Annotated in this window: 18 protein-coding genes and 3 tRNA genes; 16 read left to right on the forward strand and 5 right to left on the reverse strand. The window is 72.9% G+C overall.

Translation table 11 applies throughout. From position 1 onward, the window contains the following. Nucleotides 1–93 precede the first annotated feature (93 nt). The 14 genes from AB0R04_RS10630 to AB0R04_RS10695 all read left to right on the forward strand — a co-directional run bounded on the left by AB0R04_RS10630 (nt 94) and on the right by AB0R04_RS10695 (nt 15564). Nucleotides 94–249 carry a hypothetical protein gene (locus AB0R04_RS10630; protein ID WP_167745857.1) on the forward strand — a complete coding sequence of 52 codons (156 nt, stop codon included), beginning with the start codon at nt 94–96 and terminating at the stop codon, nt 247–249. A gap of 124 nt (nt 250–373) precedes the next feature. Further along, nucleotides 374–1006, forward strand: a complete 633-nt coding sequence (gene nadD / locus AB0R04_RS10635) for a nicotinate-nucleotide adenylyltransferase (protein ID WP_063347543.1) — start codon at nt 374–376, stop codon at nt 1004–1006. A 12-nt stretch (nt 1007–1018) separates the two neighbouring features. Beyond that, nucleotides 1019–2851: an LCP family protein gene (locus tag AB0R04_RS10640; RefSeq protein ID WP_363369904.1), complete on the forward strand. Its 1833-nt coding sequence runs from the start codon at nt 1019–1021 to the stop codon at nt 2849–2851. Nucleotides 2852–2981: 130 nt separating this feature from the next. After that, nucleotides 2982–3440: a ribosome silencing factor gene (rsfS, locus tag AB0R04_RS10645; RefSeq protein ID WP_063347541.1), complete on the forward strand. Its 459-nt coding sequence runs from the start codon at nt 2982–2984 to the stop codon at nt 3438–3440. Next, on the forward strand, nt 3437–4084 hold the full coding sequence (locus AB0R04_RS10650; protein ID WP_363370063.1) for a histidine phosphatase family protein: 648 nt from the start codon (nt 3437–3439) through the stop codon (nt 4082–4084). Before rsfS ends, AB0R04_RS10650 begins: the two co-directional genes overlap by 4 nt. A gap of 212 nt (nt 4085–4296) precedes the next feature. Beyond that, nucleotides 4297–4369, forward strand: a tRNA-Ala gene (locus AB0R04_RS10655). Between the two features lie 43 nt (nt 4370–4412). Then, a tRNA-Ala gene (locus AB0R04_RS10660) sits at nt 4413–4485 on the forward strand. Between the two features lie 302 nt (nt 4486–4787). After that, nucleotides 4788–4860 (forward strand) — tRNA-Ala (locus AB0R04_RS10665). Nucleotides 4861–4957: 97 nt separating this feature from the next. Further along, complete coding sequence (locus AB0R04_RS10670; RefSeq protein WP_363369906.1) at nt 4958–6265, forward strand: hypothetical protein; 1308 nt, start codon at nt 4958–4960, stop codon at nt 6263–6265. 354 nt (nt 6266–6619) lie between these two features. Beyond that, entirely contained in the window at nt 6620–9502 is a 2883-nt protein-coding gene (leuS, locus tag AB0R04_RS10675) for a leucine--tRNA ligase (RefSeq protein WP_363369908.1), read from the forward strand. 310 nt (nt 9503–9812) lie between these two features. Next, entirely contained in the window at nt 9813–10607 is a 795-nt protein-coding gene (locus AB0R04_RS10680; protein ID WP_363369910.1) for a hypothetical protein, read from the forward strand. 163 nt (nt 10608–10770) lie between these two features. Continuing rightward, on the forward strand, nt 10771–11616 hold the full coding sequence (locus AB0R04_RS10685) for a DegV family protein (RefSeq protein WP_063347537.1): 846 nt from the start codon (nt 10771–10773) through the stop codon (nt 11614–11616). A gap of 152 nt (nt 11617–11768) precedes the next feature. Beyond that, nucleotides 11769–12830: a helix-hairpin-helix domain-containing protein gene (locus AB0R04_RS10690; protein ID WP_363369912.1), complete on the forward strand. Its 1062-nt coding sequence runs from the start codon at nt 11769–11771 to the stop codon at nt 12828–12830. Between the two features lie 109 nt (nt 12831–12939). Beyond that, nucleotides 12940–15564 carry a ComEC/Rec2 family competence protein gene (locus AB0R04_RS10695; protein ID WP_363369914.1) on the forward strand — a complete coding sequence of 875 codons (2625 nt, stop codon included), beginning with the start codon at nt 12940–12942 and terminating at the stop codon, nt 15562–15564. Nucleotides 15565–15769: 205 nt separating this feature from the next. Here the strand turns inward: AB0R04_RS10695 and AB0R04_RS10700 are convergent, their stop codons facing one another. Next, nucleotides 15770–16063, reverse strand: coding sequence for a hypothetical protein (locus AB0R04_RS10700; protein ID WP_363369916.1), 294 nt, complete (start codon nt 16061–16063; stop codon nt 15770–15772). Between the two features lie 173 nt (nt 16064–16236). On the opposite strand from AB0R04_RS10700, the gene holA reads away from it, so the two are divergent. Further along, on the forward strand, nt 16237–17235 hold the full coding sequence (gene holA / locus AB0R04_RS10705; protein ID WP_363369918.1) for a DNA polymerase III subunit delta: 999 nt from the start codon (nt 16237–16239) through the stop codon (nt 17233–17235). Nucleotides 17236–17624: 389 nt separating this feature from the next. Here the strand turns inward: holA and rpsT are convergent, their stop codons facing one another. Together rpsT and AB0R04_RS10715 are read right to left on the reverse strand one after the other, a co-directional pair. Continuing rightward, nucleotides 17625–17894 (reverse strand): 30S ribosomal protein S20, encoded by a 270-nt coding sequence (gene rpsT / locus AB0R04_RS10710; RefSeq protein WP_063347533.1) that lies wholly within the window; start codon nt 17892–17894, stop codon nt 17625–17627. A 174-nt stretch (nt 17895–18068) separates the two neighbouring features. Next, a complete protein-coding gene (locus AB0R04_RS10715) occupies nt 18069–18374 on the reverse strand; it encodes an antibiotic biosynthesis monooxygenase (RefSeq protein WP_363369920.1) in 306 nt (101 codons plus the stop codon). A gap of 188 nt (nt 18375–18562) precedes the next feature. On the opposite strand from AB0R04_RS10715, the gene lepA reads away from it, so the two are divergent. Continuing rightward, on the forward strand, nt 18563–20431 hold the full coding sequence (lepA, locus tag AB0R04_RS10720; RefSeq protein WP_363369922.1) for a translation elongation factor 4: 1869 nt from the start codon (nt 18563–18565) through the stop codon (nt 20429–20431). A 185-nt stretch (nt 20432–20616) separates the two neighbouring features. Here lepA and AB0R04_RS10725 read toward each other — a convergent pair whose 3' ends face one another. Further along, nucleotides 20617–22515 (reverse strand): ABC transporter ATP-binding protein, encoded by a 1899-nt coding sequence (locus tag AB0R04_RS10725; RefSeq protein ID WP_363370065.1) that lies wholly within the window; start codon nt 22513–22515, stop codon nt 20617–20619. Nucleotides 22516–22724: 209 nt separating this feature from the next. Beyond that, on the reverse strand, nt 22725–24458 hold the full coding sequence (locus AB0R04_RS10730; RefSeq protein ID WP_063347530.1) for an ABC transporter ATP-binding protein: 1734 nt from the start codon (nt 24456–24458) through the stop codon (nt 22725–22727). Between the last annotated feature and the right edge of the window lie 349 nt (nt 24459–24807).

Raw genomic sequence — 24807 nt, forward strand, 5'->3', positions numbered from 1 at the left:
GCCGGGTAAGCCCCCGTACGATGACAGGTGGGCCTTCACCGGCCCGGAAGAACCCCTGGTCCGTTCACCCGAGCCGAGAAGGTCCCGCCGACCATGAACACTGCCGCCGCACTCCCCGTCCTGAACCTGCTCGCCGAGAGCGAGGGGGGCAACCACGAGAGCCTGAACCCGTACCTGACGGGTGGCGCCGCACTGTTCATCCTGGCGCTCCTGCTCTTCGTGACCACCCGCTTCAACCGGGACCGCTGAGCCGCCTCCCGGGGCCGCTCGGGGAGCGTCCGGCGTACCGGCCGGCCGCTCCCTCACGCGTCTTCGGACAACCCCCACCCGGGCGTTCCCGCACCGTAACGGGCGTCGCGTAAGGTGTGGCGGCATGGGAGAGCAGGCCGGGAATCCCGGCGGACCGGAACCGGTGAAGAAGCGCCTCGGGGTGATGGGCGGCACCTTCGACCCGATCCACCACGGCCACCTGGTCGCCGCCAGCGAGGTGGCGAGCGCCTTCCACCTGGACGAGGTGATCTTCGTGCCGACCGGGCAGCCGTGGCAGAAGAGCGACCGCCACGTCACCCCGGCCGAGGACCGCTACCTGATGACGGTCATCGCCACCGCCGAGAACCCGCAGTTCTCGGTCAGCCGGATCGACATCGACCGCGAGGGCCCGACGTACACCGTCGACACCCTGCGCGACCTGCACTCCCAGCACCCGGACGCCGACCTCTTCTTCATCACCGGCGCCGACGCGCTCGCCCAGATCCTCTCCTGGCGCGACTCCGACGAGCTCTTCTCGCTCGCGCACTTCATCGGGTGCACCCGCCCGGGACACACCCTGTCGGACGCCGGGCTCCCGGTGGGCGGGGTCTCCCTGGTCGAGGTCCCCGCGCTGGCCATCTCCTCCACGGACTGCCGCAACCGGGTCGCCAAGGGCGAACCGGTCTGGTACCTCGTCCCGGACGGCGTGGTCCGCTACATCGACAAGCGGGCGCTCTACGCGCCGCACCGGACCTGACCAGGAGCGGGCGTGACCGAGCGAAGCGGCGGAGGCCGGCAGCACCAGCACCAGCAGCAGCCGGAGGACTGGTCGACCGGGCAGTACCAGCAGTACCAGGGCTACCAGCAGCAGCCCGAACAGCTCCCGGAGCAGCAGCAGTACGACCAGCAGCAGTACGACCAGTACGGGCAGCCGGTGTACACGGCGGACCCGTACGGCGGCTACCAGGAGCAGCAGCCGTACCAGGCGTACCAGCAGCCCCCGCAGCAGCAGTACGACCAGTACGGGCAGCCCGTGCAGGCGTACCAGCAGCAGGGGGGCTACGGCTACCAGGACCCGGCGTACGGCGCATGGGGGTCGCCCGGGCCGGAGGCCGGGGGCGGCTACCAGCAGCAGGCCTACCCGGCCGCGCCGGCGGCGGGTGCGCCGGTGGCGGTCGAGCCCGAGGCCGTCGTCGCGCCCGCGCCCGTCGCCCCCGTCGCCCCCGCGCCGCCGCGCCCGCGCGTGCCCCGGCCCGCCGCCGAGGCGGCGGGCGCCAAGCCCGAGCCGCCGTCCGAACTGGTCGGCGGGGCCCGGGCCGGCAAGGCCGGCGGCAAGCCTGGAGGCAAGGCCGCCAAGGACGACTACCCCACGGACGAGTTCACCTTCGTCGACGAGGAGGGGGAGGAGTCCGAGGACGTCATCGACTGGCTGAAGTTCGCCGAGTCCCGCAGCGAGGTGCGCGCCGAGCGCCGCCGCCGACTGCGCAACCGGCTGATCGGCCTCGGCGTGGTGGTGGCGCTCGCGGCGGCCGGCACCGGCGGCTACCTCTGGTTCACCGGCGACAAGCAGACCGCGGCGAGCGCGGCCGGTCCGCGCCAGGTCAGCGTGGTCCACCTGCGCGACCTCCAGGGCAAGGTCTCCAGCGCGCTGCTGGTCAACGACTCCACCGGGAAGAAGGGCACCGTGCTCCTGCTGCCCGACACCCTGCGGCTGCCCGGCCCCGGCGACCCGCCGGTCACCACCGTCGGCCAGGCCATGGACAGCATCGGCGCCTCCGCGACCCGCGACGGCCTGTCCACCGTGCTCGGCGCCCCGGTCGCGGGCACCTGGCGGCTGGACACCCCCTACCTGGAGATGCTGGTCTCCCAGCTCGGCGGCGTCCGGGTGGACACCAACGCCGAGACCCACGAGGGCGGAAAGCCGGACGGCAAGCTGCTGTCCGCGGCCGGCAAGAACACCCTGCTGAACGGGAAGGCCGCGGTCGCCTACGCCACCCTCCAGGCGACCGGCGAGAACCGGGACGCCCAACTGGCCCGGTTCGGACAGGTGATGGACGCGGTGGTGCGCACCATGCCCACCGAGTTCAAGGACGCCAAGGACGACGTGCACCGGATGAACGCGGTGCTCGACCCCTCGCTGCCCGAGGACGCCCTCGCCGGGGTGCTCGCCCAGCTCGCCCAGCAGGCGAAGGACGGCCACCTCGGCACCACCGCGCTGACCGTCAAACCGGACGGCGGCCTGGACGAGGCCACCGCCGGCAAACAGGTCAAGGACGTGCTCGGCGGCACCGTGAAGTCCGCGGCCTCCGCCGACGCCCCCGCCCGGGTCTCGCTCCAGGACGCCACCGGCAACGACCAGGCGGCGGCCGCCGCACAGGTCCAGATCGTGAACTCCGGCCTGACCTTCCTGCCCGGCTCCAAGACCGCCGCGCAGGCCGCCAGTGAGATCCGCTACACCGACGACGCCCGGCAGGCCGCGGCGAAGTCGCTGGCGATCAGCCTCGGACTGCCGGACACGGCGGTAAAGAAGGTCGGCGACGCCCAGAACGCGGACCTGGTGGTCGTGCTCGGCAAGGACTACCAGCCGCCGAAGAGCCAGTAGGCCGCGGCCTCCGGCCCGGGCGGCCCCGGAAAAGCGTTCCGGGGCCGCCCGGGCGGCGTGAGATCCTGGAAGGCGACCCCCGGCCAGGAGCCAGGGGTCGCCCCCCAAGCCGCCGAGCCGGAAGAACACCGTGACCGTCACCGACCACAGCCAGCAGCTCATCACCGTCGCCGCGCAGGCGGCGGCCGACAAGCTCGCGCACAACATCATCGCCTTCGACGTCAGCGAGGTGCTGTCGATCACCGACGCCTTCCTGATCGCCTCCGCCAACAACGACCGCCAGGTCCGGTCGATCGCCGAGGAGATCGAGGACCAGCTGCGCGAGCAGCTGGACATCAAGCCGGTGCGCCGCGAGGGCGAGCGCGACGGCCGCTGGATCCTGCTCGACTACCTGGACATCGTCGTGCACGTCCAGCACTCCGAGGAGCGCTCCTTCTACTCGCTGGACCGCCTCTGGAAGGACTGCCCCGAGCTGCCGCTGCCCGAGGACGCCCTGGCCACGCGCAACCGGCCCGACGCCCACACCGACGAGGCCGGCAACGTCGTCGCCCCGGCCGACGACTTCGGCAAGCCCGAGGACCTGCACTGAGCCGGGACGGGCGGGGGCCGCGCGTCGTCTTCTGGCGCCACGGCCAGACCTCGTGGAACCTGGAGTCCCGCTTCCAGGGCACCACGGACATCGAACTGACCGACCAGGGCGTCCTCCAGGCCCAGCGGGCGGCCCGGCTGCTCTCCGGCCTGCGCCCCGACCTGCTGATCTCCTCCGACCTCACCCGGGCCAAGCGCACGGCCGAGGAACTGGCCGAGGTCACCGGCCTCGACGTGCAGCACCACGAGGGCCTGCGGGAGACCTACGCGGGCTCCTGGCAGGGCCTGACCAACGCCGAGATCCGCGACCGCTTCCCGGAGGAGTACGCGGCCTGGGCGGCCGGCGAGCCGGTGCGGCGCGGCGGCGGCGAACTGGCCACCGAGGTCGCCGACCGCTCGGTGCCGGTCGTGCTGGAGGCCGTCGACAAGCTGCCGGAGGACGGGACGCTGGTGGTGGTCAGCCACGGCGGCACCATCCGCACCATGCTCGGGCGGCTGCTGGACCTGGACCCGGTCCGGTGGGAGTGCTTCGGCGGGCTGTCCAACTGCTGCTGGTCGGTGCTCGGACAGGGGGCGCGCGGCTGGCGCCTGCTGGAGCACAACGCGGGCACGCTCCCGCAGCCGGTCATCGGCGACGACACCTGAGCGACGACGCCTGAGCGACGGGCGCGCCGCGGGGTGGGGTGGGGTGCGGGCGGGGTTTGCGGGCATGCAGGGGCTTGCCGGGGGCTCGCCAGGGGGCGTGCAGGGGCTTCGCAGGGGCGGATTTCGCAGTTCCGGGCCTGACCAGCTAGAGTTTTCCTCGTTCGCAGGGAAGGAACGCGGCCCGGAAGGGAAGCGGGAGATCCGACGACTGCGGGGCTATAGCTCAGTTGGTAGAGCGCTTGCATGGCATGCAAGAGGTCTGGGGTTCAATTCCCCATAGCTCCACTCCGCACCAGCGATCCTGTTCGATCAGGAGCGCCCGTGTCGCGGGGCTGTAGCTCAGTTGGTAGAGCGCTTGCATGGCATGCAAGAGGTCCGGGGTTCAATTCCCCGTAGCTCCACAGTAGTTGAGAGGCCGTCACCCATCGGGTGGCGGCCTCTCGCGTTGCCGGGCCTCTGCGGGTCTGCCAGTTCCCGTCGCCGGGGCGCCTCCGGGGTGGGGCGCGGGCCCGGGGGTGGGAGTGCGGGTCTCGGGGTGGGGGGCGCGGGCTCCGGGGAGGGAGAGCGCGGGCCTGAGGGAGCGGGAACGGGGGCCCCCGGGAACGGATTCGTGGAGCACCCCCGGGAGCGTGTAAAGTGGGCGATGTCGCCGAGGGAAACCGGACGGAAACGGTCGAAAGCCTCCGGTGACATCGCAGGTCAAGGGGCTGTAGCTCAGTTGGTAGAGCGCTTGCATGGCATGCAAGAGGTCCGGGGTTCAATTCCCCGTAGCTCCACAGCAGTCGAGGGCCGCCTCCCGAAATGGGAGGCGGCCCTTCGGCGTTCTGCGCACGCCACCGGCGGAAGGACCGGAAAGACCGCTACCGTCGTTCCATGGCCGATCTGGAGCGAAGGCGGAACGAGGAACTGGCCCGGATACTGCACCAGCTCGGCTGGAGTCCGGAACGGCTCGCCCGCGAGGTGAGCCTCGCCCTGCCGCCAGGCCTGGCCATCAGCTCCACCGCCCCCTACAAGTGGCGCGACCGCGGCATGGTGCCGCGCAGCCCGCACGACCAGACCGTCTGCGAAGTGCTCAGCCGCACCCTCGGCATCGCCGTCACCTACGAACAGCTCTGGGGCCGGATGGGCGGCCACCGCGGCGCCAAGATCCTCTCGCCCCGGCTGCTCACCGACCCGTGGACCGCCGACACCGCCCAGACCGCGCTGCGCGAAGCCGCCACCGACGCCGGGCCCGTCCGCCTCACCGACCTCTTCCGCGGCGCCGACCTCGACCAGGCCGCCGAACGGCTCGCCTCCCCGCCCCCGCCCGTCGGGGGCGGCGAAGGGGCGCTGCGCATCGACCCCGGCCTCGTCGGCGACCTCGGCCTGTCCTACCGCAGCAAGCAGCGGCTCGAACGCTCCTGCGGCGGCGGACTCGTCCTCGGCCCCACCCGGGCCGAACTCGCCATGCTGGCCAAGCTGCTGGAACTCGGCGCCTACGACGAACGGGTCGGCCGCGAGCTGTACGGCACGGCCAGCCGGCTCGCCCGGCTGGCCGGCTGGGCCGCGTACGACCTCGGCCACGACGCGGCCGCCCAGCGCGCCTTCGTCGCCGCCCTGCGGGCCGCCCACGTCAGCGGCGACGCCCGGCTCGGCGTCGCCGTGCTCGGCGGCCTGGTGGTGCTCGCCACCCAGGGCACCGGAGGGCGCGGCCTGGACGCCGTCGCCGCGCTCAACACCGCCCTGGCCCGGCACGGCTCCGTACTGAGCCCCGTCGGCCGGGCCCGGCAACTCGGCCGGATCGCCCGCGCGCACGGCCGCCGGGGCGAGGCCGAGCAGGCCGAGGCCGCCGCCGCCCGGGCCTTCGCCGAACTCGACGGCGTGCCCGGTACGGAGGCGGCCCGCGCCGAACTCGCCGGGATGGTGGGGGAGGGCCGGCTGGCACTCGGCCAGCACCGGATGGCCAAGGCGCTGCTCGCCGAGGCCGTCGCCGGGCTGGGGGCCGGCCGCGGGCGGTCCAAGGCGCTGCTGATGGTCCGCCTCGCCGAGACCCACCGGCGCCTCGGCGACCAGCGGGAGGCCGCCCGCACCGCGTCGCTCGCCCGGGCGCTCGCGGCGGGCATGCAGTCCGAGCGGCTGGCGCGGGCGCTGCGCGACTTCGACGCGGCGACGCGGGCGGCGTCGGCGTCGGCGGGGCGGTGAGGTCTGTGTGTGGCGGGCGCGGCGTTGGCGGGGGCGGCGTCGGTGGGGCGGGGGCTGCGTGTGGTGGGGGGCTTCTCGGGCCGGCGGTGAGGTCCGTGCGGGGGCGGGCCCGGGGCCGTCGGGCCCCGGTGGATACCCGGGAGCGCGCTGATCTGCTTGCGGTACCCTGAGCCCATGCGAACCGTGCGCCTGCTCCTTAGCCGGCCGCGCTGACCAGGACCGGTTACGCCCTCGGGCGGTGCCGGAGTCGGCGTGGCGTCCCCTCCTGCGAGGGGATTTTTTGTTTTCCGCCCCCGTTCACGGGCCGGCCGTGTCCGCGGTTCGCCAACTGACATCGATGGAGCTTGAAGGACCATGAGCGAGACGACCCCTGCGTCCGGCACGGCCGAGACCGCGACCGAGCCGTTCCGGTACAGCGCCGCGCTGGCGGCGGAGATCGAGTCCCGCTGGCAGGACCTCTGGGAGAAGGAGGGCACCTTCAACGCCCCCAACCCCGCCGGTGCGCTGGCCGACCCGGCGGCCGGAGACGTCGCCGCGAAGCCGCACAGCTTCATCATGGACATGTTCCCGTACCCCTCGGGCGCGGGCCTGCACGTCGGCCACCCGCTGGGCTACATCGCCACCGACGTCTACGCCCGCTACCAGCGGATGACCGGCCACAACGTGCTGCACACGCTGGGCTACGACGCGTTCGGCCTGCCCGCCGAGCAGTACGCGGTGCAGACCGGCACCCACCCGCGGGTCTCCACCGAGGCCAACATCGCCAACATGCGCCAGCAGCTGCGCCGGCTGGGCCTGGGCCACGACCCGCGCCGCTCGATCTCCACGATCGACCCGGAGTACTACCGCTGGACCCAGTGGATCTTCCTGCAGATCTTCAACTCCTGGTACGACGAGCAGGCCGGCCGGGCCCGGCCGATCGCCGAGCTGATCGCCCGGTTCGAGTCCGGCGCGAAGCCGACCCCGGACGGGCGCCCGTGGGCCGACCTGTCCGCCGCCGAGCGCGACGAACTGCTGGGCGAGTACCGGCTGGCGTACTCCAAGGAGGTGCCGGTCAACTGGTGCCCCGGCCTGGGCACCGTCCTGGCCAACGAGGAGGTCACCGCGGACGGCCGCTCCGAGCGCGGCAACTTCCCGGTGTTCAAGTCCAACCTGCGCCAGTGGATGATGCGCATCACCGCGTACTCCGACCGTCTGATCTCCGACCTGGACCTGCTGGACTGGCCCGAGGCCATCAAGCTCCAGCAGCGCAACTGGATCGGGCGCTCCGAGGGCGCCCGGGTCGACTTCGCCGTCGGCTCCGATGAGAAGATCACCGTCTTCACCACCCGGCCCGACACCCTGTTCGGCGCCACCTACATGGTGCTGGCCCCCGAGCACGGCCTGGTCGACTCGATCGTCCCGGCCGCCTGGCCCGCGGACGTGCCCGCCGAGTGGACCGGCGGCGCCGCCACCCCCGCCGAGGCCGTCGCCGCCTACCGCGCCACCGCCGCCGCCAAGTCGGACGTCGAGCGACAGGTCGAGGCCAAGGTCAAGACCGGCGTCTTCACCGGCGCCTACGCCGTGAACCCGGTCAGCGGCGCGTCCGTCCCGGTGTTCATCGCCGACTACGTGCTGATGGGCTACGGCACCGGCGCCATCATGGCCGTCCCCGCCCACGACCACCGCGACTTCGCCTTCGCCCGCGCCTTCGCGCTGCCGATGCGCTGTGTCGTCCAGCCCACCGACGGGCGCGGCGAGGACCCGGCCGCCTGGGACGACGCCTTCGACACCTACGACTCCGTCATCGTCAACTCCTCCCGGGACGGGCTGACGCTGGACGGGCTGGGCGTCGTCGACGCCAAGGCCGCCGTCACCGCCTGGCTGGCCGAGCGCGGCATCGGCGAGGGCACCGTCAACTACCGCCTGCGGGACTGGCTGTTCAGCCGCCAGCGGTACTGGGGCGAGCCCTTCCCGATCGTCTACGACGAGGACGGCGTCATGCACGCGCTGCCCGAGTCGATGCTGCCGGTCGAGGTCCCCGAGGTCGAGGACTACTCGCCGCACACCTACGACCCGTACGACGCCACCTCCTCGCCCAAGACCCCGCTGTCGCGCAACGAGGCCTGGGTCAACGTCGAACTGGACCTGGGCGACGGCGTCCGCACCTACCGGCGCGAGACCAACACCATGCCCAACTGGGCGGGTTCGTGCTGGTACGAGCTGCGCTACGTCGACCCGTCGAACTCCTCGGCGGTCGTCGACCCGGCCAACGAGAAGTACTGGCTCGGCCCCACGGCCACCAAGCCGGCCGGCGGCGCCGACCTGTATGTCGGCGGTGCCGAGCACGCCGTGCTGCACCTGCTGTACGCGCGCTTCTGGCACAAGGTGCTGCACGACCTGGGCCACGTCTCGTCCGTCGAGCCGTTCCACAAGCTGTTCAACCAGGGCATGATCACCGCCGACGTCTACCGCGACGAGCGCGGCTTCCCGGTGCCCGCCGCCGAGATCGAGGAGCGCGACGGCCAGTACTTCTGGCAGGGCGAGGCCGTCAAGCGCGAGGCCGGCAAGATGGGCAAGTCCCTGAAGAACGCCGTCGCCCCCGACGAGATCGCCGACGAGTACGGCGCCGACACGCTGCGCCTGTACGAGATGTCCATGGGCCCGCTGGACGTCTCCCGCCCCTGGGACACCCGCGCCGTCGTCGGCTCGTACCGCTTCCTGCAGCGGCTGTGGCGCAACGTCGTCTCGGAGGCCACCGGCGACCTGGTCGTCACCGAGGAGGAGCCGGACGAGGCGACGCTGCGTGCCCTGCACAAGGCGATCGACGGCATCCGCGGCGACATGGCCGGGCTGCGGTTCAACACGGCCGTCGCCAAGGCGATCGAGCTGAACAACTACCTGGTCAAGCGCGGCTCCACGCCGCGCGCCGTGGCCGAGCAGCTGGTCCTGATCGTCGCGCCGCTGGCCCCGCACATCGCCGAGGAGCTGTGGCGCCGGCTGGGCCACGACGAGTCGCTGGCGCACACCGACTACCCGGTCGCCGACCCGGCGTACGTGGTGGACGAGACGGTGACCTGCGTGGTGCAGCTCAAGGGCAAGGTGAAGGCCCGGCTGGAGGTCGCGCCGACGATCTCGGACGCCGAGCTGGAGGCGCTGGCGCTGGCCGACCCGGCCGTCGTCGCGGCGATCGGCGAGGCGCCGGTGCGCAAGGTGATCGCGCGGGCGCCGAAGCTGGTGAACATCGTCACGGGCTGAGGCTGGAGAGGCTGAGGCTTAGGTCGGTCGGCTGAGGTTGAGGTCGCGCGGCCGATGTCGGTCGGCTGGTAGTCGGTCGGCTGAGGCTGCTGGGGCGGGTGTCCTTCGGGACGCCCGCCCTTTGCTCGTGCCCGGGGCCCTGGGAGGACCCTCGAACCCTCGGGGAGATCCCCGATCTGTCCCTGATCTCCGCCGCCCGGGCCCGTTCCGTCCGCCCCGGGCCCGATCCGGCGGCTACCGTGGAACCCTCGGCAGTACGGCCCGCGTTGGGTCCGGTGGGGGCCGAAACGGTGGCGGAAGGTGGCTCGCGATGGACGTGTTCGGCGTGATGATCGGCCTGGTCCTGCTCTTCGGGATCGCGGCGTTCGTCCTGGCCGTGGTCGGCACGGTCAAGGCGGCGAAGGCCGTCGCCACGAAGATCGGGCGGCACGAGGCCAACGCCCGGCGCGCCGTGGAGAACGCCACCCTCAAGGCGAAGACCTTCACCAAGGTCGGACCGCCCGGCCAGATCGCCGCCGTCCGGCTCGGCCTGCGCACCTCGCTCGACGGCACCCGGCAGGTGCTGGAGAGCGGCCTCCCCCAGGACGGCCAGCTCGGCGAGTCCCTCGCCCTGCTCGGCAGGCTCGACGCACACGCCGCCGAACTCGACGGCGAACTGCGGATGCTGGAGCGGGAGCCGGACACCGCGCGGATCGCGGCCAAGCTGCCGGAGCTGCGCGAGCGCGCCGAACGGATCACCCACTCCGCGGAGACCATGCGCTGGGCCGCGCAGGACCGGATGCACCGGTTCGCGGACGACGAGCTGAGCCGGCTCAGCCAGGAGTGCGAGAGCGAGGCGGGGGCGCTGCGGCACTGGGACACCTCGGGGGAGTCGTCGTCCGCGTCCGCCTCCGGCTCCGCTGCTTCCTCTGCGTCGTCCGCGTCCGCGTCCTCGGGCTCGGGCTCGGGCTCGGGTTCGGGGGCGGGCTCCGGGGGTGCTGTGCGGGCCGGGCTGACGGACGGGAAGGGCCGTCCGAGCGCCGAGGAGCTCCTCGGACTCGCCGACCCGCTGGCCAAGCTGGCCCAGCGGCTGCGGAAGCCGTCGGCGGGGCCCACGGCAGGCTGAGCTGAGCTGAGCCGAGCCGAGCCTGAGCTGAGCACCCCGCGCCGGGTGCTGCGGCGGTGCTTCGGCGGGTGCTGCGTGCTTGCTCCGGCGGCGTCCTCGGGGCCTTTCGGGGCTCGCACCCGGGCGCTGTCCTCCCGGACGAACGGGGAGTAATCTCCGCCTCATGCCCTCTGACCTCGCACTTGTCACCGACTCCACGGCCTACCTGCCGCAGGAGACCCTCGACCGGTACGGGATCACGGTGGTCCCGCTGAGCGTCGCGGTCGGTGACGCGGTCCTGTGCGAAGGCGTCGAGATCTCCCCCAAGGACGTCGCCGAGGCGCTGCGCGACAAGCAGCGGGTGACGACCTCCCGACCGAACCCCGAGGCCTTCGCCGCCGCCTATCGGGCCGCCGCCGAGGCCGGGGCGAAGGGCATCGTCTCGGTGCACATCTCCGGCGAGCTGTCCGGCACGGTGGAGGCCGCCCGGCTGGCGGCCGCCGAGGCGCCGGTACCCGTGCGGGTGGTGGACAGCCGACTGGTCGGCATGGCCCTCGGATACGCGGTGCTGGCGGCGGCCGAGGCGATCGCGGCCGGGCGGGACCTGGCGGAGGCGGCCGAGGCCGCCACCCGGCGGGCGGCCGTGACCAGCGGGTTCTTCTACGTCGACACCCTGGAACACCTGCGCAGGGGCGGCCGGATCGGGGCGGCGCGGGCGCTGCTCGGGTCGGCGCTGGCGGTCAAGCCGCTGCTGCACCTGGACGGGGGGCGGATCGAACCGCTGGAGAAGGTGCGCACCGCGTCGCGGGCGATCGCGCGCTTGGAGGAGATCGCGGTCGAGCGGTCGGGGGGCGGGGAGGTCGACATCACCGTGCACCACCTGGCGGCCGAGGAACGGGCCGAGCCGCTTGCGGAGCGGCTGCGGGCCCGGGTGCCGGGGCTGCGGGAGCTGTACGTGGGCGAGGTGGGGGCGGTGATCGGCGCGCACGTCGGGCCGGGGTTGCTCGCGGTGGTCGTCGCGCCGCGCTGAGCGGGCCGGGCGTGCCGCGTCGCGGGCTCTGGTCAACTCCTCGTGGCGCTGATCACTCGTGTGAGTGATCTGTTTTGTCCACAACCCCTGAGTTATCCACAGGGGTTCGGTAATTTCTGCGCACTCTGCCGAGGACTCCTACCGTCCTCGGCATGACGACCATGGGCCTGGGCGCGGCGAAGCGCCACGAGATCAACGAGACCGTCCGGCTGCGGATGGCGGCGCTGCTGCCGACCGGCGGCGGCGCCGTCGTGGGCGATGGGGCGGGAGCAGAGGCCGGGGGCGGGGCCGGTGCCGGGGCCGGTGCCGGGGTCGGGGCGGGCGGGCAGGTGGGCTCCGGTGCCGCGATGGGCGCGCTCGCGTCGACCGGGCCGCCTCCGGGTGCGGTTCCGTCCGGGGCGGGGGAGCGGCCTCCGTCGGCGGGGCCCGCGCCGCCTGTGCCGTTGGAGCCGGGCAGGGCGGGCGGTGACGTGGATCCGCCGGGGCCGGGGGCCGGGTCGGGCCTTCGATTCGGCTCGGCGATGGCACTCGACCGGCGGGCGGTGGCCGGGTTGGCCGTCCTGCTGCTGTTCGCGGTCGGCTACGCCGTGCAGCACTTCTGGCTGGCCAGACCGCGGGCGGTGGCCGTGCCGGCGTTGGCGTCCGCCCCGGTCTCACCGGTCTCACCGGGGGCGGAGGGGGTGGCGGGGGCGGCATCCGCGTCCGTGCCGACTCCGGCCTTGGGCCCGGGCCCGGCCGCGGTCTCGGCGGCCGATCCCGTCGGCCCCGGGGGCGGGGCGGTCGTCGTGGTCGACATCGGCGGGCGGGTTCACCTCGCCGGCCTGCACACCCTGCCGGGCGGCTCGCGGGTGGCCGACGCCCTACGGGCGGCGGGCGGTCCGCTGCCGGAGACGGACACCCGAAGCCTCAACCTGGCCCGGGTCCTGACGGACGGTGAACAGATCCTGGTCGGCGAGCCGGCTCAGACCTCCGCCCCGGGCGCCGGAGCCGGCAACGGACCGCCGGCGGCCGGCACGCCCAGACCGCCCGTCAGCCTCAACCGCGCCGGCCTCGAACAGCTGGACACCCTCCCCGGCGTCGGCCCGACCCTCGCCCAGCGCATCCTCGCCTACCGCACGTCGCACGGCTCGTTCCGCACGCTCGACCAGCTCCGGCAGGTCAGCGGTATCGGGGCGCGCACGTTCGCGGAACTCCGTCCGCTGCTGACCCTCTGACCTCCCCGTCCGTCCCCTTGCCCGCCAGTTCTCCCGCCCGTCCGTCGTCGTCCGTCGTCGCTCGTCGTCGTTCGTCCGTCGCCGCCACCCGCCGAAGGGAGGTACCGCCGTGCCCGCCACCACCGAACCGAACCTGCCGAACCGCTCCACCGGGGCCGACTTCCGGCTGCTGCTTCCCGCCGTCTCGGCCTGGGTGGTGACGGCCGCGCTCCTCGGCCTGGAGCCGGGGTACGACGTCCTCGCCTTCGGCCTGGCGGGTGCCGCCGCACTGGTGGCCGTCCTGCTGCTGGTCAGGCCTGCGCTCCTACGCCGACGCGCAGCGGCGGTGACCTTGGCCGCCGTCCTGCTCACCGGAGCCGCCGCCGCGGTGGCCACCCCGCTGCACACCGCCGATCTGCACCGGGGGCCGCTGTCGGAGCTCGTCCGAGCGGCCGAGCACGCCCCGCCGCGATCCCCGGGCGAGCCCGCTCGGGTGGTGGAGGCGGAGCTGACCGTCGCGGGGGACCCGAAGTCCCACGCGGCCCGGGGCGGGACCACCGGCGGGCAGACCCTCCTCACCGTCGACGCGGTGGCCGACCGGGTCACGCTCCTGCCGGACGGGCGCAGTACCCGGACGCGAACCCCGGTGACCGTCATGGTCCGGGGCGCGGAATCCGGGCCCTGGCAGGGGCTGCTCCCGTCGGAGCGGCTGGTGGTGGAGGCCGAGGTGCGGCCCGCGGGAGACGGCTACGACACCGAGTGCGCGGCGCTGCTGGTCGTCCACAGCCCGCCCCGCCGCCTCGCGCCGCCGAACCTGCCGCAGCGGATCGCCGGGCGGCTGCGTGCCGGTCTGCGCACGGCCAGCGACGGGCTCCCGCCGGACGCGCGCGGGCTGCTCCCGGGCCTGGTCGTGGGGGACACCTCGCGACTGCCCGACGACCTTGAGGACGCCTTCCGGGCCACCGACCTGGTGCACCTGGTGGCGGTGAGCGGGGCCAACCTGGCGATCGTCCTCGGCGCGCTGCTGGGCGCCCCGGGGCAGGCCGGCACCCCGGAACGGCGCGGGCTGGCCGCGCTGCTGGGGCTCTCGCTGCACACCAGCGCGCTGCTCGGGACGGCGCTGACGCTGGCCTTCGTCGCCGTCTGCCGGCCGGAGCCCAGCGTGTTGCGCGCGGCCGGGACGGGGCTGATCGGCATGCTCGCGCTGGCCACCGGCCGGCCCCGGCAGGCGGTGCCCGCGCTCGCCGGGGCGGTCCTGGTGCTCGTTCTGCTCGACCCGTTCCTGGCGCGTTCCTTCGGATTCCTGCTCTCGGTGCTCGCCACGGCCGGGCTGCTCGTCCTCGGGCCGCACTGGGCCGAGGCGCTGCGGTCCCGGCGCTGGCCGCACCACCTGGCGGGTGCCCTGGCGGCGACGGCCGCCGCCCAGGCCCTGTGCGCGCCGGTGACGGTGGTGCTGTCCGGGCACGTCAGCCTGGTCGCGATCCCGTGCAACCTGCTGGCCGAACTGGCGGTGGCCCCGGCGACCCTGCTCGGCTTCGGGGTGCTCGTGCTGCAGCCGCTCCTCCCGGACCTGGCCCGCCTCCTCGCGGAGCCGGCCGGAGTGCCGGTCGGCTGGCTCGCCCTGGTGGCGCGGCGCGGCGCCGAACTTCCGGGCGGCCAACTCTCCTGGCCGGGCGGGTGGTTCGGGACGGCGACGGTCGCGCTGGCCACCCTGGCGGCCTGCTGGGTGATGCCACTCCTGCTGCCACGGCGAGCGCCGTCCGGCAAGCCCGTCCGCGCCCGGCGGCGGTGGGTGCGGGCGCTGGTGACGGGGGTGCTGCTCGTGGTCCTGCTGGCCGTGCTGCTGCGGCCACCGCAGCTCACCCGGATCGCGACCGGCTGGCCGCCGCCGGGGTGGCGGATGGTGATGTGCGACGTGGGCCAAGGGGACATGCTGGTGCTCGCGGCCGGTGCACCGGACAGCGCGGTGGTGGTCGATGCGGGGCCGGATCCGAACGCCGCCGACAGGTGCCTGCGGGATCTGGGTGTCACGGAAGTGCCGCTGTTGGTGGTGACGCACTTCCACGCCGATCACGTCGAGGGTGTGCCGGGGGTGGTCCGGGGCCGCCGGGTCGGAGCGATCGAGGGCACGACCCTGGATGATCCACCGGGTGAGGCGGCCCGGGTGGCGGGCTGGGCGGTCGGTGCCGGAGTCCCGCTGCTGCGCGCGGGGCGCGGTGAACGGCGCTCGGTGGGAGCGGGGTTGTCCTGGGAGGTGGTCTGGCCCGACGCCGGGGCGGCTGTCGAGGCCCCGGGGGCGAACAACGCGAGCGTCGCGCTGGTGGTGTCGGTGGCGGGCGGACTGCGGATGGCGTTGCTCGGGGACCTCGAACCGCCTGCCCAGTCGGCGCTGCTGGGCCGGTTGGGGCGGGTGGACGTCCTGAAGGTGGCGCACCACGGATCGGCGCATCAGGACTGGGCTTTGACCGGTGCGTTGCGTCCCCGGCTGGCATTGATCTCGTGCGGCGAGGGAAACGCGTACGGGCATCCGTCCGTGCGGACGGTGGACCGGCTGCGCGCGCTGGGTGCGAGCGTGCTGCGCACCGATCGGGTGGGCGACATCGCGGTGACGGGCGGCTCGCCGGCCGTCCTCGGGGTGTCCGTGCACCCGCAGGCGGCGCACGAGGCGCGCAAGCCCCGCTCGCACGCTGCGGACGGAGCGCCCGCCTCCCGTACCGGGCGGGGCTCGCACACCCCGCGAGCCCCGCCCGGCTGACCCCGCCTCCTCTCCTCCCAACCATCAGGTGGGGAAGGGAAAGGGGTTGGGGTGGGGAGGAGGGAGGGGGCGGGGGGCGGGGCGGGGCCCGGAGAACGATTGCGGCACGCTCCGGGCCCCACCCGGAGCGCGCCGAAGTACGGGCACCTGCGGTGGTGCGTCGCGCTCGACCGTCGAACGCGAGCTGGTGGCAGGGCCGGCCGGGTCAGCCTTCCTCGCGCCAGCCCTCGTGCTCGACGGCGAGGGCGTCGAGGGCGCGCAGCAGGGCCGGGGTCCAGCCGTCCTCCGGGGGCTCGACGACGACCAGCCACTGGGCGTCCTCGGCGTCGTCCTCGCCGGCCAGGGCGTCCCGGACGAGGTCGAGCTCGCCGAGGTCGGGGTGGGCGGCGCTGAGCTCCTCGGAGGCGTCCTCGGCGGCGTCGCGGTCGGGCAGGACGAGCAGTTGCCGGGCGTGCGGGTCGTTGACGTCCGGCAGGTCGGTGGTGTGGTTCTCGGTCACCGGACCATTCTCCAGGTCGGGTGACCGGCGCGATCGGGCAGGTCGGGTCAGACAGGCCGGGTCGGGCAGGTCGGGCCGGGCCGGAGAGGCGGGGCCGGGCGGGGCCGGGCGGGGCCGGGGGCCGGGGTCGCCCCGGGCGGGAGTGTCCGCGCCCCGTGGGATGCTGGTAGGCGATGGCCAGGAAGAGTGCACCCGACGACCTGCTCGCCCCGCTGACCCTCGCGGTCGGCCAGGAGGAGCTGCTGCTGGACCGCGCGGTCGCCCAGGTGGTGGCGGCGGCGAAGGCGGCGGACCCGGACACCGACGTGCGGGATCTGCCGCCCGGCGGCCTGCAGCCGGGCAGCCTGGCCGAGCTGACCACGCCGTCGCTGTTCTCCGAGCGCAAGGTGATTGTGGTGCGGGCCGCGCAGGACCTCTCCGCCGACTCGGTGAAGGAGGTCAAGGCGTACATCGAGGCGCCGGCCGAAGAAGTGATCATGGTGCTGGCGCATGCGGGCGGGGCCAAGGGCAAGGGCCTGCTGGACGCCGGGCGCAAGGCGGGCGGTCGCGAGGTGGCGTGCGCGAAGCTGACGAAGGCGAGCGAGCGGCTGGCCTTCGTCCGGGGTGAGTTCCGTACGCTGGGCCGCTCGGCCACGCCGGAGGCCTGCCAGGCCCTGCTGGACTCGCTCGGCAGCGACCTGCGCGAGCTGGCGGCCGCGTGCAGCCAGCTGACCTCGGACGTCGAGGGCGCGATCGACGAGACGATGGTGGCCCGCTACTACAGCGGCCGGGCCGAGGCGACGGGCTTCGAGGTGGCCGATCTGGCGGTCACCGGCCGGGCTGCGGAGGCGCTGGAGCGGCTGCGCTGGGCGTTGGCGGTGGGCCAGCCGCCGACCGGCATCACCTACGCACTGGCCTCCGGCGTGCGCAGCATCGGGCGGCTGGCGACCACCGGGCGGAACATGCGTCCGGCGGACCTGGCCCGCGAGTTGGGCATGCCGCCGTGGAAGGTCGATCGGGTGCGCCAGCAGATGCGCGGTTGGACGGGCGACGGGGTGGCCGCCGCGCTGACCGCGATCGCCCAGGCCGACGCCGCCGTCAAGGGCGGCTCGGACGATCCGGCCTTCGCGCTGGAGCGCGCGGTGGTGGCCGTCGCCCGGGCGGCCCGGGCCGGGTCCCGCCCGGCGTACTGACGGCGGCGCGGCCACCGGACCGAACCCGGGACGAGCCGGACCCGGCTACCCGGCTACCTGCCGACCCACCTGCCACCGCCTACGTGCCACCGCCTACGTGCCCATCGAGCGGACGGTCCCCCAGGCGCCGGCCCGCAGCGCCGCCGGAGCCCCGGAACCCCCGAGCCCCAGACACGCGTGACCGACGACAGCGGTCGGGCCGCGGAACGCGACAGGCGCCGCAGTGGGCCTCTGGAGAGAGGCCGACTACGGCGCCTGTCGTACTGCTTCGTACACCGCACCCGCGTGGCGAACGCAGGCCGCGTGCGGTGCGAGTCTCGCGCGCCTCAGGGGTCCGGGTAGAGGGCCGGGTCCGTCCCGAGGCGGTGGGGGCCGAGGCCCCCGGCGTGTCAGGCCTGGGCGGCCGTGTTGACGCGCTTGGTGATGGCCGACTTCTTGTTGGCGGCCTGGTTGGCGTGGATGACGCCCTTGCTCACGGCCTTGTCCAGCGCCTTGGAGGCGGCGCGGGCCAGCACGGTGGCCTTCTCGGTCTCGCCGGCGGCAGCGGCCTCACGGGCCTTGCGCAGGGCGGTCTTCAGCGAGGACTTGACGGCCTTGTTGCGCAGGCGCGCCTTCTCGTTGGTCTTGTTGCGCTTGATCTGGGACTTGATGTTCGCCACGAAGGAGCCTCAGTCTTGTCTAAAAGGATTGAACGGGCTGCACCGCGCGGCCGCCGGGCAGCTGAGAGGGCATGCCGGGGCCAGGTGCAGCAGCCCACGCTACCAGGGGCCCGCCACCCGCCCCAAACCGGGAGCCCGGCCCCACGGCGGGTCGCCTACGCGGTAGTGGGCCGCCTACGCGCTGAGCACCGGCTCCCCGTAGTGCTCGACCTCCGGGAACGGCCGGTAGAAGCGGTGCAGCAGCTCCCGCCACTGCCGGTACTCGGCTGAGCCGCGGAAGCCCTCGGTGTGGTCCGCGAGCGTCTCCCATTCCACCTGGAGGAGGAATCGCGAGCCGCGCCCCTCGTCGAGGCAGCGCCGCAGCTGCAGGGAGCGGAAGCCCTGCTGGACGGCGATCAGGGGCCGGGCCTCGGCGAAGGCGGTGAGGAATTCGTCCTCCTGGCCGGGCAGGACGTCGAGCAGGGCGCTTTCGAGGATCACGGGGTGCCATCCTGCCGCCTGGCGCGGGCCCGGAGAAGGTCCGGGCGGACCGAACGGCGGTCCGCGCCGTGGTCGTGGGAGGATGGGAGGAACTATTTCGATCGGACGAGACTGTCCGGTCCCCGGGAAAACCGGTCAGCGATGACCAGGACACCCCCGGCCCCGGACCAACGGAGAATCGGACCAAGGTGCCCGCGACCCCCAGCAATGTGCCAGAGCCCAGCCGTACCGACCCGGCGCTGATCCGCAACTTCTGCATCATCGCCCACATCGACCACGGCAAGTCGACGCTCGCAGACCGGATGCTGCAGATCACGGGCGTCGTCGACCCGCGGCAGATGCGCGCCCAGTACCTCGACCGCATGGACATCGAGCGCGAGCGCGGCATCACCATCAAGTCGCAGGCGGTCCGCCTCCCGTGGGCGCCGAAGACCGGTCCGAGTGCCGGGACGACGCACATCCTCAACATGATCGACACCCCCGGCCACGTGGACTTCACGTACGAGGTGTCCCGCTCCCTCGCGGCCTGCGAGGGCACCGTCCTGGTGGTCGACGCGGCCCAGGGCATCGAGGCGCAGACCCTCGCCAACCTGTACCTGGCGCTGGAGAACGACCTCACGATCGTCCCGGTGCTGAACAAGATCGACCTGCCGGCCGCCCAGCCGGAGAAGTACGCGGCGGAGATCGCGCACATCATCGGCTGCGACCCCTCGGACGTGCTGCAGGTCAGCGCCAAGACCGGCCTCGGCGTCGAGGACCTGCTGGACCACATCGTCAACACCATCCCGGCCCCGGTCGGCGTCAAGGACGCCCCGGCCCGCGCGATGATCTTCGACTCGGTGTACGACTCCTACCGCGGCGTGGTCACCTACGTGCGTGTCGTGGACGGGCAGCTCACCAAGCGCGAGCGGATCGCGATGATGTCCACCGGCGCCACCCACGAGCTGCTGGAGATCGGCGTCATCTCGCCCGAGCCGAAGGTCGCCGACGGCCTGGGTGTCGGCGAGGTGGGCTACATCATCACCGGTGTGAAGGACGTCCGGCAGTCCAAGGTCGGTGACACCATCACCTCGATGCACAAGGGTGCGACCGTGGCGCTGGGCGGCTACAAGGAGCCGCGCCCGATGGTGTTCTCCGGCCTGTACCCGCTGGACGGCTCGGACTACCCGCTGCTGCGCGACGCCCTGGACAAGCTGCGGCTGAACGACGCCGCGCTGGTGTACGAGCCGGAGACCTCGGTCGCGCTCGGCTTCGGCTACCGCTGCGGCTTCCTCGGCCTGCTGCACCTGGAGATCATCCGGGAGCGCCTGGAGCGCGAGTTCAACCTCGACCTGATCTCCACCGCCCCGAACGTGGTCTACCGGGTGGTCATGGAGGACGGCACCGAGCACATCGTCACCAACCCGAGCGAGTTCCCGACCGGCAAGCTTGCCGAGGTGTACGAGCCGGTCGTGCGCGGCACCATCCTGGCGCCCAACGAGTTCGTCGGCGCGATCATGGAGCTCTGCCAGTCCCGCCGCGGCAACCTGCAAGGCATGGACTACCTGTCCGAGGACCGGGTCGAGCTGCGCTACACCCTGCCGCTCGCCGAGATCGTCTTCGACTTCTTCGACCAGCTGAAGTCCAAGACCCGCGGCTACGCCTCGCTCGACTACGAGCCCATCGGCGAGCAGTCCGCCCAGCTGGTGAAGGTCGACATCCTGCTGCACGGCGACGCGGTGGACGCCTTCTCCGCGATCGTGCACAAGGACAAGGCCTACGGCTACGGCGTGATGATGGCGGGCAAGCTGCAGAAGCTGATCCCGCGCCAGCAGTTCGAGGTGCCGATCCAGGCGGCCATCGGCTCCCGGGTGATCGCCCGTGAGACGGTCCGCGCGATCCGCAAGGACGTCCTCGCCAAGTGCTACGGCGGTGACATCTCGCGCAAGCGCAAGCTGCTGGAGAAGCAGAAGGAAGGCAAGAAGCGGATGAAGATGGTCGGCCGCGTGGAGGTCCCGCAGGAGGCCTTCATCGCCGCGCTGTCGACCGACGCCGAGGCGCCGAAGGAAAAGAAGTAACCACAGGCGCGTGAGAGGGGCCCGGGCAACCGCCCGGGCCCCTCCTCGTTCTCTCCACCGGAGCGGGCCGCCGCAGCTTCCCCGCCGGAGCGGGCCGCCGTAGCTTCCCCCGCCGCAGCGCGCCGCGGACGAGGAGCCGGGGCGGTTCGGGCCCGCCCCGGCTCGGCACCGGCGGTGTGCGACGGTCAGTCCACCTCGGCCACGGCCTCCGCGAACTGCGCCTGGTACAGCCGCGCGTAGGCGCCGTGCGCGGCGATCAGCTCGTCGTGCGAGCCCTGTTCGACGATCGAGCCGTTCTCCATCACCAGGATCACGTCGGCGTCCCGGATGGTGGAGAGCCGGTGCGCGATCACGAAGCTGGTGCGGCCGGTGCGCAGCCGGGCCATGGCCCGCTGGATCAGCACCTCGGTGCGGGTGTCGACGGAGCTGGTCGCCTCGTCCAGGACGAGGATCGACGGCTGGGCGAGGAACGCCCGGGCGATGGTGATCAGCTGCTTCTCGCCCGCGCTGACCCCGGCGCCGTCGTCGTCGATGACGGTGTCGTAGCCGTCCGGCAGGGTGCGCACGAAGCGGTCGACGTGGGCGGCCTTGGCGGCCTCGACGACCTGCTCGCGGGTGGCTCCCTGGGCGCCGTAGGCGATGTTGTCGGCGATGGTGCCGCCGAACAGCCAGGTGTCCTGGAGCACCATGCCGATGCCGGAGCGCAGTTCCTCGCGGGACATCGCGGAGACGTCGACCCCGTCGAGGGTGATCCGCCCGGAGCTGACCTCGTAGAACCGCATCAGGAGGTTGACCAGGGTGGTCTTGCCGGCGCCGGTGGGGCCGACGATGGCGACGGTCTGGCCGGGTTCGACCTTGAGCGAGAGGTCCTCGATGAGCGGCTTCTCGGGGTCGTAGCGGAAGGACACGTCCTGGAAGGCGACCCGGCCGTGGATGGTGTCGGGCCGCTCGGACACGGCGGGGTCGGGGGTCTGCTCGGGGGCGTCCAGCAGTTCGAAGACGCGTTCGGCGGAGGCGACCCCGGACTGCACCAGGTTGGCCATGCTGGCGACCTGGGTGAGCGGCTGGCTGAACTGCCGCGAGTACTGGATGAACGCCTGCACGTCGCCGATGGACAGCGCGCCGCTGGCCACCCGCAGGCCGCCGACGACCGCGACGAGCACGTACTGCAGGTTGCCGATCAGCATCATCGCGGGCTGGATGATCCCGGAGATGAACTGCGCCCGGAAGCTGGAGGTGTACAGCGCCTCGTTGTGCTCGCGGAAGGTCTCGGCGGACTCGCGCTGGCGGCCGAACACCTTGACCAGGGTGTGGCCGGTGTACATCTCCTCGATGTGCGCGTTGAGTTGGCCGGTGGACTTCCACTGCTGGACGAACTGGGGCTGTGCCCGCTTGCCGACCTTGGCGGCGACGGCCACCGACAGCGGCACCGAGACCAGGGCGATCGTCGCCAGCAGCGGGGAGATCCAGAACATCATGGCCAGCACGCCGACCACGGTGAGCAGCGAGTTGACGACCTGTCCCATGGTCTGCTGCATGGACTGGCTGATGTTGTCGATGTCGTTGGTGACCCGGCTGAGCACCTCGCCGCGCGGCTGCTTGTCGAAGTAGCTGAGCGGCAGTCGGGCGATTTTGGCCTCGACGTCCTGGCGCAGCCGGTAGCCGGCCCGCTGGATCGCCGTGGTGGCCAGCCGGCCCTGGACGATGCCGAACAGGGCGGAGGCGAGGTAGATGACCAGCACCCAGAGCAGGACGGTGCCGATGGCGCCGAAGTCCATGCCCTGGCCGGGGGTGAAGTCCACCGAGGAGAGCAGGCCGGCGACGCCGCCCTCGCCGTGGGCGCGCAGCCCCTCGACGATCTGCGCCTTGGAGGTGCCGGGTTCGAAGCGGGCGCCGACGACGCCGGCGAAGATCAGGTCGGTGGCGTTGCCGAGGACCTTGGGGCCGGTGACGGCGCAGCCGATGCTGAGCACGCCGAGGGCCAGCACGCCGGAGATCAGGTTGCGTTCGGGGCGCAGCAGGGCGAGCAGTCGCTTGCCGGAGCCCTTGAAGTCCATGGACTTCTCGGTGCCCTGGCCGCCCATGAAGCGGCCCGGTCCGGCGGGGCCGCGGCGGGCGGCGGCGGCCTGCGAGTCGCTGGGCAGTTCGTCGGCGGGGTCCGCGGCCTTGGTGTCCGGGTCGGGCTGTGTGGTGTCCGTGGTCTCGGGGTCCGCGGTTCTGGTGTCCGCGGCCTCGGGGTCCGCTGTCGCGGTGTCCGCGGTCCTGGTGTCCGCGTCGGGCTTGCCGGGGGTGGTCACGCCGCCTCCTGCTCGGTGAGCTGGGAGAGCACGATCTCCCGGTACGTCGGGTTGTCGGCCATCAGTTCGTGGTGGGTGCCGGTGCCGACGACCGCGCCTTCGTCGAGGACGATGATCCGGTCGGCGTCGCGGATGGTGGAGACGCGCTGGGCGACGATCAGCACGGTGGCGTCGGAGGTCTCGCGGGCGAGGGCCTTGCGCAGCCTGGCGTCGGTGGCGTAGTCGAGTGCCGAGAAGGAGTCGTCGAACAGGTAGACGTCGGGCTGGCGGACCAGGGCCCGGGCGATGGCCAGGCGTTGGCGCTGGCCGCCGGAGACGTTGCCGCCGCCCTGGGCGATCGGGGCGTCCAGGCCTTCGGCCAGTTCCTCGACGAAGTCCTTGGCCTGGGCGATCTCCAGGGCGTGCCAGAGTTCCTCGTCGGTGGCGTCGGGCCGGCCGTAGCGGAGGTTGCTGGCGACGGTGCCGGAGAACAGGTAGGGCTTCTGCGGGACGAGGCCGACGCTCTCGGCGATCGTCTCGGGGGCGAGTTCGCGCACGTCGACGCCGTCGAGCAGGACCTGGCCGGAGGTGGCGTCGAACAGTCGGGGTACGAGTCCGAGCAGGGTGGACTTGCCGCTGCCGGTGGAGCCGATGACGGCGGTGGTCTCGCCGGGGCGGGCGGTGATGGCGATGCCGCGCAGCACCGAGGCCTCGGCGCCGGGGTAGCGGAAGTCGACGTCGCGCAGTTCCAGGTTGCCGCGGCGCAGCACCTCGGTGATCGGCGCGGCGGGCGGGACGACGCTGGAGGAGGTGCCGAGGACCTCCTCGATGCGCTCGGCGCAGACCTCGGCGCGCGGCACCATCATGAACATGAAGGTGGCCATCATGACGCTCATCAGGATCTGCATCAGGTAGGAGAGGAAGGCGGTGAGCGCGCCGATCTGCATGCCGCCGTTGTCGATCCGGTGGGCGCCGAACCAGAGCACGGCGACGCTGGAGACGTTCACGACCAGCATCACGGCCGGGAACATGAACGACATCAGCCGGCCGACCTGGAGGGCGGTGTCGGTGAGGTCCCCGTTGGCCTTGGCGAAGCGGGCCTGCTCGTGGTCGTCCTTGACGAAGGCGCGGATGACCCGGATGCCGGTGATCTGCTCGCGCAGGACCCGGTTCACGGTGTCGATCCGGGTCTGCATGCTGCGGAACTTGGGGCGCAGCGAGCGGACCAGGAGGAGGACGACGGCGCCGAGCAGCGGGATGACCGCGAGCAGCAGGCCGGACAGCGGCACGTCCTGGTTGAGGGCCATGATGATGCCGCCGACGCACATGATCGGGGCGGCCACCATGAGCGTGAAGCTCATCAGGGCCAGCATCTGGACCTGTTGGACGTCGTTGGTGGTGCGGGTGATCAGCGAGGGGGCGCCGAACTGGCCGACCTCGCGGGCGGAGAAGCTCTGCACCCGGTCGAAGACGGCGGCGCGGACGTCCCGGCCGAAGGCCATGGCGGTGCGGGATCCGTAGTAGACGGCGCCGATCGAGCAGAGCGCCTGGACCAGGGTGATGCCGATCATCACCCCGCCCACTTGCAGGATGTAGCCGGTGTCGCCCTTGACCACGCCGTCGTCGATGATGTCGGCGTTGAGCGTCGGCAGGTAGAGCGCCGCCAGGGTGGACACCAGTTGGAGCCCCACGAGCAGCGCGATCGGTCGGGAGTACGGGCGCAGGTACGCCCTGAGAAGTCTGATCAGCACTGGCACACTCTTGTCGTCGACGGGTGGATTCGCATCCCGATTCTCGTTCTTTGGTGGACTCGTACAGGAGATTCACGAGTTGTGGATCGCAGGTTTGCCCAGTCCTTTGCCGAACCGTACGGCGGGCCCGGTTGTAGGGGTTCACCGGGGCGCGGGGCGGAGTGGTCGTCGGGCACCGGCGGCGCGGCGGTGTGCCGGCCGGGCCCCGCCCTCTTACGGAATGACCGGTTTCCCCCTAGGCTGCTGATTACCCCCTTGTTACTCGCCGGTATCGCCCGGGTTGACCGGGGGCCCGGCGACCGCCCCCCACGGGCGCCGAAACCATCCCTCAGACGGCCACCCGCCCCCG

The organism is Kitasatospora sp. NPDC056731 (assembly GCF_040687675.1).
Taxonomy (GTDB): Bacteria; Actinomycetota; Actinomycetes; order Streptomycetales; family Streptomycetaceae; genus Kitasatospora.